Genomic DNA, 8720 nt, shown 5'->3' on the forward strand with positions numbered 1-8720 from the left:
GAAACCTGTAGGAGCTGCCGCAGGCTGCGATCTTTTGATCTGCCTTCAGCTATTCCTTGTAAGACGTATCACTACGCTCCAACTGACGGATCAGCGCATCCCAGTGCCGCGCCACGCCCGGTCCGGTGCCGCTCTTGAACACCTCGGCCTGCTTCTCGACCTTGGCCACCACTTCGGCCGGAGGGAAAATCAATTCGACGTTGCCAGCAGCCTGCGCCGCGATCTGAATGTTGCACGCCCGCTCAAGACCATGCAGCTGTTGAAACGCGTGCTCAACGCTGACGCCCGCGGTGAGCAAGCCGTGATTGCGCAGGATCAACACACTCTTATCCCCCAGATCCGCCACCAGACGCTCGCGCTCGTCCAGATCCAGTGCCACACCCTCGTAACCGTGATAGGCCACCCGCCCGGAAAAACCGATCGAATGCTGGGAAATCGGCAATAACCCATCGCGCTGAGCAGACACCGCAATACCGTCGCGGGTATGGGTATGCAGGACGGCTTGCAGGTCGGGACGTGCCGCGTGAATCGCGCTGTGAATCACATAACCGGCAGGGTTGATGCCCAGGCCAGTCGGGTCATCGACGATGCTGCCATCGATGTCGACCTTGACCAGATTCGAGGCGCTGATTTCATCGAACAACAACCCGAAGGCATTGATCAGGAAATGTTCGTCCGGCCCCGGCACCCGCGCGGAAAAATGCGTGTAGATGTGGTCGGTCCACTTGAACTGGGCCGCCAACCGATAGGCCGCGGCCAGTTTTACACGCACTTCCCATTCTTCGGGCGTGACGCGTTGACGAACATTTTTCGAGACGCTGGACAATGGACTGACGCTACTCATGGCAAAACTTCCTGGATGGCCTTAAGGACTCCAGCAAGCCTATGGGAAGGCAAAAAATAATAAAAAGCACATTTTAATCTAAGCTAATTATTATTTTTTTTCATGATATTCCCAGCCGGGCGTCACGCTGCACTCTTGATCTTTTGCAGCGATCCGGCGACCAGTTTGCCAAAGGCATCCACCGGTCCTTGCAGATTGCCAAGGAAGTGCGGATAGATCAGCCACAGGTCCATCACCGGTTTGAAATCCTTGAGCGGCATCACCGCCAACTGGTCGAAATGGGCGCTGCGCTCCAGCAACGGACGCGGCACCAATCCCAGTCCCAGGCCATCGGCGACCAGCCCCAGTTGCAGTTCGGTGCCGAAGGTTTCCAGGTTCACTCTCAGGGCCAGGCCCTGGTCCGACAAGGTTCGTTGCAACCCCGCGCGGAAGCCGCAGCCATCGGGGTTGAGAATCCAGCCATGCTGATAAATGTCAGCAAGCTTGCACGGACGCTTGGGCAATTGGGATTTGGCACATACCACCACCAGCTCCATCTTGCCGATCGACTCGCCGATAATGTTGTCGGGGAAAATCTTGCCGGCCGGGAACAGGGCCGCCGCCGCGTCCAGTTCACCACGCTCGATCTTGCCGACCAATTGACTGCCCCAGCCCGTGGCCACCTGAGCGCGCAGGTCGGGGTACTCGATGCGCAGATGCTTGAGCGCATCGAGTAGCACCACATCGCCAATGGTTTGCGGAACGCCCAGGCGGAGCAGCCCGGTAGGCGGCGCGTCGGTAGCAACCAATTCGCGCAGCGCATCCATTTCCCGCAGGATCACCCGGCACTGTTCATACACCCGCGTCCCGATCAGCGTGGGCTTGAGCGGTTTGGTGTTGCGATCGAACAACTCCACACCCAACGCCTGCTCAAAGTTCTGCACGCGCCGCGTGATGGCCGGCTGAGTCAGTTGCAGCGACTCGGCGGCATGGCTGATGGACTGGCAACGAATCACTTCGACGAAGGCGTCGATATCATCAATTTTCATTTGGCCCGCACATAGAGAACAGTCATTAAGATGTCTGAAAAGCATAGTTCCATTGGCAAGAGAAGGATAGCCCGCCCCACGCCGGGTGATCGATCAATAGTTTCTGGCGCTATGCGATAGGGTTATAAATTCCTTTCAGCTATAACCTAATCATTAAACAATCGCATATTGATATAAAACATTATGCTTAAATCAAAGGGTCAACTTTCACAACGAACGATGGAATCGCCATGACCCAGGCCCGACACCCGGAGAGACTCAGAGCATTCATAGGCGCCTTGGCGGAATTGATCGACAGTAACCCTCGCGAGGGCGATCTGTTGCATCGTGGCGGCAAGCTACTCAGTCAATTGGTCAGCCATGATGACTGGCTGCCCGAAGACTTTGCCCGACCAGACCCCGAGCGCTATCAGCAATACCTGCTGCATGCCGATTCACGGCAGCGGTTCAGTATCGTCAGTTTTGTCTGGGGGCCGGGGCAAAGCACGCCGATCCATGACCATCGGGTCTGGGGGTTGATCGGCATGTTGCGCGGCGCCGAGTACTCGCAAGGTTTCCAGCGCAGCAGCGACGGGAGCCTGATCGCCGACGGTGGCCGGGTACAACTGCGGCCGGGTCAGGTTGAAGCGGTGTCGCCCAAAATCGGTGACATTCACCAGGTCAGCAACGCCTTTGATGATCAGGTCTCGATCAGCATCCATGTCTACGGCGCCAACATCGGGGCGGTGCGCCGCGCGGTGTATCAGCCCGACGGCAGCGAGAAGCTGTTCATCTCCGGCTATTCCAATGCCTTCCTCCCCAACATCTGGGATTTGTCCAAAGAGAGCCAAGCCCTATGAGTACTGCACCCACCCGCACTTACGCCGAAATACGCCAAGCCCTGTTGAACCGTGAAGAACTGGCACTGGTGGATGTGCGCGAAGAAGCGCCCTTCGCCGAATCGCACCCGCTGTTCGCGGCCAACATTCCATTGTCGAAACTTGAGCTTGAGGTGTATTCGCGGATTCCAAGGCGCGATACCCAGGTGACCGTCTACGACAATGGCGAAGGCCTGGCGAGCATCGCCGCTCAGCGTTTGCAAGCGTTGGGCTACCTCAATGTCAGCCTGCTCGACGGCGGGCTGGACGGTTGGCGGCGCGCCGGTGGCGAGTTGTTCATCGACGTCAACGTGCCGAGTAAAGCCTTCGGCGAACTGGTGGAAAGCCAACGACACACGCCGTCACTGGCGGCGGAGGAAGTCCAGGCACTGCTCGACAGCGAAGCCGACGTGGTAGTACTCGATGCCCGGCGTTTCGATGAATACCAGACCATGAGCATTCCCACCGGGATCAGCGTACCGGGGGCCGAACTGGTGTTGCGTGCCCGGGAACTGGCGCCGGACCCAGCCACGCGCATTATCGTCAACTGCGCCGGTCGCACCCGCAGCATCATCGGCACTCAGTCATTGATAAACTCCGGCATCGCCAACCCGGTTTCGGCCTTGCGCAACGGCACCATCGGCTGGACCCTGGCCGGGCAAAAACTTCAGCACGGCCAATCGCGCCGCTTCGCGCCCACCAGCGAAGAGCATCGGCAAATTGCCGCCGGCGATGCCCGTCGCGTCGCCGACAAAGCGCTGGTGGGTCGCGCCACGCTGGCAGACTTGCAGCGCTGGCAGCAGGAGCAGACCCGCAGCACTTATCTGTTCGATGTACGCACCCCCGAAGAATTCGAAGCCGGTCACCTGCCCGCCGCCCGCTCCACACCCGGCGGTCAACTGGTGCAGGAAACCGACCATTTCGCCAGTGTGCGCGGCGCACGTCTGGTGCTGGTCGACGACGATGGCGTGCGGGCCAACATGTCGGCGTCCTGGCTCGCGCAACTGGGCTGGGAAGTGCATGTGCTTGATGACGTGCAGTCAGCGCACTTCAGCGAAAAAGGTGCGTGGCAGGCGCCCGTCCCCGCGCCACGCCAGGCCGAGGAAATCAGCCCCGAGACGTTGGCGCAGTGGTTGAGCCATGACGACATCGCCGTGCTGGATTTCACCAGCAGCGCCAACTACGTCAAACGCCATATCCCCGGTGCGTGGTGGGCCTTGCGCGGGCAACTGCGCGAAGCGTTGGCCAAGGTGCCGCCAGCAGAACGCTACGTGCTGACCTGCGGCAGCAGCCAACTGGCTCGACTGGCGGTGGCAGAGGTCGAGGCGTTGACCGGCAAAGCAGTGTTCCTGCTCAAGGGCGGCACGGCCAGCTGGATCGCCGCGCAACTGCCGCTCGAGGAAGGCGAAGCCCGCCTGGCTTCGCCACGCATCGACCGCTATCGCCGACCTTATGAAGGCACCGACAACCCCCGCGAAGCCATGCAAGCCTACCTGGACTGGGAGTTCGGACTGGTCGACCAACTGGCCCGCGACGGCACCCATGGCTTTTTCGTGATCTAACAGCTTCCCGTAGCAGCTGTCGAGCGTGCGAGGCTGCGTTCAGCTGCGAAGCAGTCGTAAACCCTCAGTGCATGGTGTGACTGATGCCCCGCACTGACTGAAACCTATGACTGCTGCGCAGCCGGACGCAGCCTTCGGCAGCTGCTACGGAAGCAGCGCTACACTAAATGCATTTATTTAATAATCATCATAGAAATAATCAGCTAACTTCATAATTAGCTTATAACCAGAAAGAATTTCACAGCCGGTTCTTATAGAGATAACTTCAATTACGGACCGACCCCTTCTCCAGGCGGAGGCAACACGAAGCGCAACACCCGCCCGGAGTTCTTATGTCACCAAAATCGCTGTTGTTGAGCCTCTTTTGCACCCTTGGCTTCGCTGCATCCAGCCACGCCGCCGATCTGCAACCGTTGCTGGTGGCCAATCAGAAATCCACGATCAAAGTGCTGCTGGAAGTCTCCGGCGAGCTGAAGAACGTGCCTTACGACATCCAGTTCTCCGAGTTTCCGGCTGCCGCTCCCCTCGGCGAAGCGCTGAATGCCGGCGCCGTGGATATCGGCGCGCTGGGCGATGCGCCTTACGTATTCGCCCTCGGCGCCGGTGCGCCGATCAAGGTCGTCAGCATCGTGCATGCCGAAGGTCGCTACACCACCGCCATCCTCGCGCCCAAGGATTCACCGCTGAACACCGCCAGCGACCTGAAAGGCAAAAAGATCGTCACCACCCGCGGTTCCATCGGGCACTTCCTGGCGATCAAAGCCTTGCGCAGTGCCGGCCTGAGCACTCAGGACGTGCAGTTCATCTACCTGCTGCCGAGCGAGTCGCGAATCCTGCTGGACAACGGCAGCGCGGACGCCTGGTCGACGTGGGATCCCTACACCACCATTTCCACCACCCAAAGCCAGGCCAAGGTGCTGGTCAGCGGCGAAAAGCTGCTGACCAATCATTTGTACTTCGCCGCCACCAGCCAGGCCATCGCCAACAAACGCCAGCAACTCGACGATTTCATCGCCCGGGTCGATCGCGCCTACCGCTGGACCAACGCCCACCCCGAGGAATATGCCGCCGCCCAGGCGCGCGTCACCGGCCTGCCGCTGGACGTGCACATCGCCGTGGCCAAAGGCACGCACATGCAACCGGTGGAGATTGACGACCAGGTCATCGGCGGTCTGCAAACCACCGCCGACATCTACCAGCAAGAAGGAATTCTCGGCAAACACATCGACGTCTCCCAAGGCTTCGACAAGAGCTTCAACGCCAAGCGCTCCCCACTCAACCAGGCATCCCGCTAACGCTGCGACGGATAAAGGAGTAACACCATGAGCAAACAACGCCAACTGAAACTCGGTGCAATGGTCCATGGCGTCGGTCACGGATGGGGCGAATGGCGCCACCCGCAGGCCCAGCCCAACGCCAGCGTGAACTTTGGTTTCTACCAGCAGCAGGCTCATCTGGCCGAGGCGGCCAAGTTCGATTTCGTGTTCATCGCCGACAGCCTGCACATCCACGAAAAATCCAGCCCGCACTACCTCAACCGCTTCGAACCGTTGACCATTCTTTCGGCGCTGGCGGCCACTACCCACAACATCGGTCTGGTGGCGACCGTCACGGTCAGCTACACCGAGCCGTTCCAGGTCGCCCGTCAGTTCGCCTCACTGGATCACATCAGCGGTGGTCGCGCCGGCTGGAACGTAGTGACGTCCTGGCTCAGCGGCACCGCCGACAACTTCGGCAAGACCGAACACCCGCCCCACGCCGTGCGCTACCGCATCGCCAAAGAGCATGTGAATGTGGTCAAGGGCCTGTGGGATTCCTGGGAAGACGATGCCTTTGCCTACGACAAGCAAAGCGGCGAGTTCTTTACCCCCGGCAAACTGCATGCCCTGGAACACAAGGGCGAATTTTTCTCGGTGAAAGGCCCGCTCAACATTTCCCGTTCGCAGCAAGGCCAGCCAGTGATTTTCCAGGCCGGTACCTCTGAGGCCGGACGCAATTTCGCCGCGGAAAACTCCGATGCGATTTTCGTCAGCCCCGAAGGTTTCGATGATGCGCGCGCCTACTATCAGGACCTGAAAAAACGCGCTGCCGGTTTCGGGCGCGATCCGCAGAACCTGTCGATCCTGCCGGGCATCCGTCCGATCGTTGGCCGCGATGCAGCCGAAGTGGAAAGCCGCTATCAGCAAGCCGTGGATCTGGTGACGATCGAAGACGCAATCGTCGCCCTCGGCCGCCCGTTCAATGACCACGATTTCAGCCAATACCCACTGGATGCGCCGTTCCCCGAGTTGGGCGACCTGGGGTCGAACAGCCAGAAAGGCGGATCGGACCGGATCAAACAACTGGCCAAGGACGAAGGCTTGACCTTGCGTGAAGTCGCCCTGCGCTTCTCAAGGCCACGTCGCGACTTCGTCGGCACGCCCGAGCAAGTCGCCGACGCGCTTCAAAAATGGTTCGAGGAAGGCGCGGCAGACGGTTTCATCATCAACTCGCTGCTGCCTGACGGTCTGCAATTTTTCACTGAACAGGTGGTGCCGGTTCTGCAGCAACGCGGCCTGTTCCGTGACGAGTACAGCGGCAACACCCTGCGCGACAACTTCGGGCTGCAAGTGCCTGCCAATCGTCATGCGCAAACCAGCCTCAAGGCTCGGGAAAAAAGCGAGGCACTGGCATGAGCGAATCCCTCAATCAATTGCTGGCGGATTTGCATGCACAACGCGTGGCGACCTGGGAGCTGGCGGCTCTGCAGATCAACATAGACCAACGTCAGCGTCTGGTGGATGAAGCCAGGGCCGCAGACTTCGTCAAGGTCGGCGATTCCCTTGAGCCCTTCACATTATTGCCCGTCGAAGGCGGCAGCCTGAGCCGTGACGAGTTGCTGGCCAAGGGGCCGGCGGTGCTGATTTTCTTCCGCTTCGCCGGTTGCCCTGCCTGCAACATCGCCCTGCCCTATTACCAGCGCCAGCTCTATGCACAACTGCACGCACTCGGCGTACCGCTGGTGGCGATCAGCCCGCAAGTGCCGGAACGCTTGATAGAGATCAAGACCCGCCACAACCTTGAACTGCAAGTGGCCAGCGACCCTGACAATCAACTGGGCCGTCGCCTGGGGATTCTCTACAGCTTCGACGAGGCCTCGCGCAAAGCCGCATTGGCCAAGGGCAACAGCATCGGTGAAACCACCGGCACTGGCACCTGGGAGTTGCCGCAACCGACCGTCGTGGTCATCGCCCGGGACGGCACGGTGGCTTTCGCCGAGGTCAGCCCGGACTGGCTGGTGCGCAGCGAAGCCGCCCCGATACTGCACGCGGTCGAACAACTGCTCGGACAAACACCCGTGCAAATCGCCATCTGACAAGAGCCTGACCATGACGAAAAAGATCACACAGGGACAGTTCAGTCGTCGCGGCTTTCTCACGGCCAGCTCGATCGCCGTTGGCGCGTTGGGGCTGTCCTCACTGGGACTGAATTCCCGTGCATTCGCCAAAGCGAACAGCCTGTCGGACCTGACCCTGGGCGTCGCCACCTATCGCGGCCAGGACTCGTACTTCACCGAAGACGCCGGCACCGCCAATACCCCTTACAAAGTTGAATACGCGGAATTCGCCGGCGGCAACCTGATCGTCGAAGCGTTGGCCTCGGGCAGTCTGGACGTGGGCGGGATGAGCGAGATCCCGCCGATCTTCTCGATCCAGAGTCACCGCCAACCGAAGCTGGTCGCGGTGCTGCAAGGCGACGTCAACAATCAGGTGTTCCTGATTCCCAAGGACTCGACCATCGAATCGGTCGGGCAGTTGCGCGGCAAGCGGGTTGGCTACGTGCGCTCCACCACCTCGCACTACTTCCTGATCAAGGCGCTGAAAGAACAGGGCTTGACCATGAAGGACATCACCGCGGTGGCGCTCACGCCTCAGGACGGCTTCAGCGCTTTCCAGAGCGGGCAACTCGATGCCTGGGTGATCTACGGCGTGTTCATTCAGTTGGCGAAGTTCCGCAGTGGCGCTCGTGTACTGAAAACCGCGCTGGGGTATTTGTCCGGCAACTACCTGATCGCCGCGCGCCCCGCCGCACTGGAAGACCCGCTGCGCAAGCAGGCCATTCAAGACTACTTGCAACGACAGGCACGCACGCTGGAGTGGATCAACAACAACCCCGAGCCCTGGGCCGCCAAATCGGCGCAGCTGTTGGGCGTCGACAAAAGCGTGTTCCTCGACATGTACAACAACCGCAGCCAGGCCTCGCGAATCATCGAAGTGAACGATCAGGCCATCGCCTCGCAGCAAGAAGTCGCGGACCTGTTTTTCGACGCGGGGGTGTTGAGCGAGCGGCTCGATGTCAGCCCGTTATGGGACAAAAACTTTCCGTTGCTGCCATTGTGAGTCAGGCCGAACCCTGACCCTGTAGGAGCTGCCGCAGGCTGCGATCTTTT

At 60.0% G+C, this 8720-nt stretch carries 8 protein-coding genes; 6 read left to right on the top strand and 2 right to left on the bottom strand.

Annotation, left to right across the window (positions count from 1 at the left end):
• Positions 1–49: 49 nt before the first annotated feature.
• Entirely contained in the window at positions 50–844 is a 795-nt protein-coding gene (locus ACW9JC_RS26390; protein ID WP_457458659.1) for a class II aldolase/adducin family protein, read from the bottom strand.
• Between the two features lie 122 nt (positions 845–966).
• Entirely contained in the window at positions 967–1872 is a 906-nt protein-coding gene (locus tag ACW9JC_RS26395; protein ID WP_457458661.1) for a LysR family transcriptional regulator, read from the bottom strand.
• 230 nt (positions 1873–2102) lie between these two features.
• On the opposite strand from ACW9JC_RS26395, the gene ACW9JC_RS26400 reads away from it, so the two are divergent.
• The 6 genes from ACW9JC_RS26400 to ACW9JC_RS26425 all read left to right on the top strand — a co-directional run bounded on the left by ACW9JC_RS26400 (position 2103) and on the right by ACW9JC_RS26425 (position 8670).
• A complete protein-coding gene (locus ACW9JC_RS26400; protein WP_448107579.1) occupies positions 2103–2711 on the top strand; it encodes a cysteine dioxygenase in 609 nt (202 codons plus the stop codon).
• On the top strand, positions 2708–4291 hold the full coding sequence (locus ACW9JC_RS26405) for a rhodanese homology domain-containing protein (RefSeq protein ID WP_457458662.1): 1584 nt from the start codon (positions 2708–2710) through the stop codon (positions 4289–4291). The genes ACW9JC_RS26400 and ACW9JC_RS26405 overlap by 4 nt, the downstream gene beginning before the upstream one ends.
• Before the next feature lie 332 nt (positions 4292–4623).
• Entirely contained in the window at positions 4624–5586 is a 963-nt protein-coding gene (locus ACW9JC_RS26410; protein WP_457458664.1) for an ABC transporter substrate-binding protein, read from the top strand.
• 27 nt (positions 5587–5613) lie between these two features.
• The gene (locus tag ACW9JC_RS26415) at positions 5614–6966 is read left to right on the top strand and encodes an LLM class flavin-dependent oxidoreductase (protein ID WP_457458666.1); all 1353 of its coding nucleotides are present in this window, start codon (positions 5614–5616) and stop codon (positions 6964–6966) included.
• On the top strand, positions 6963–7646 hold the full coding sequence (locus ACW9JC_RS26420) for a peroxiredoxin-like family protein (protein WP_457458668.1): 684 nt from the start codon (positions 6963–6965) through the stop codon (positions 7644–7646). Before ACW9JC_RS26415 ends, ACW9JC_RS26420 begins: the two co-directional genes overlap by 4 nt.
• 13 nt (positions 7647–7659) lie before the next feature.
• The gene (locus ACW9JC_RS26425) at positions 7660–8670 is read left to right on the top strand and encodes an ABC transporter substrate-binding protein (protein ID WP_457458670.1); all 1011 of its coding nucleotides are present in this window, start codon (positions 7660–7662) and stop codon (positions 8668–8670) included.
• The last annotated feature ends 50 nt before the right edge of the window (positions 8671–8720 follow it).

The sequence above is a fragment of the Pseudomonas sp. SDO5591_S426 genome (assembly GCF_054070755.1).

What these genes read in the sequence shown, in the direction of transcription:
- ACW9JC_RS26390 (WP_457458659.1), bottom strand. Translation starts at nt 844, where the DNA reads ATGAGTAGCGTCAGTCCATTGTCCAGCGTCTCGAAAAATGTTCGTCAA.
- ACW9JC_RS26395 (WP_457458661.1), bottom strand. Translation starts at nt 1,872, where the DNA reads ATGAAAATTGATGATATCGACGCCTTCGTCGAAGTGATTCGTTGCCAG.
- ACW9JC_RS26400 (WP_448107579.1), top strand. Translation starts at nt 2,103, where the DNA reads ATGACCCAGGCCCGACACCCGGAGAGACTCAGAGCATTCATAGGCGCC.
- ACW9JC_RS26405 (WP_457458662.1), top strand. Translation starts at nt 2,708, where the DNA reads ATGAGTACTGCACCCACCCGCACTTACGCCGAAATACGCCAAGCCCTG.
- ACW9JC_RS26410 (WP_457458664.1), top strand. Translation starts at nt 4,624, where the DNA reads ATGTCACCAAAATCGCTGTTGTTGAGCCTCTTTTGCACCCTTGGCTTC.
- ACW9JC_RS26415 (WP_457458666.1), top strand. Translation starts at nt 5,614, where the DNA reads ATGAGCAAACAACGCCAACTGAAACTCGGTGCAATGGTCCATGGCGTC.
- ACW9JC_RS26420 (WP_457458668.1), top strand. Translation starts at nt 6,963, where the DNA reads ATGAGCGAATCCCTCAATCAATTGCTGGCGGATTTGCATGCACAACGC.
- ACW9JC_RS26425 (WP_457458670.1), top strand. Translation starts at nt 7,660, where the DNA reads ATGACGAAAAAGATCACACAGGGACAGTTCAGTCGTCGCGGCTTTCTC.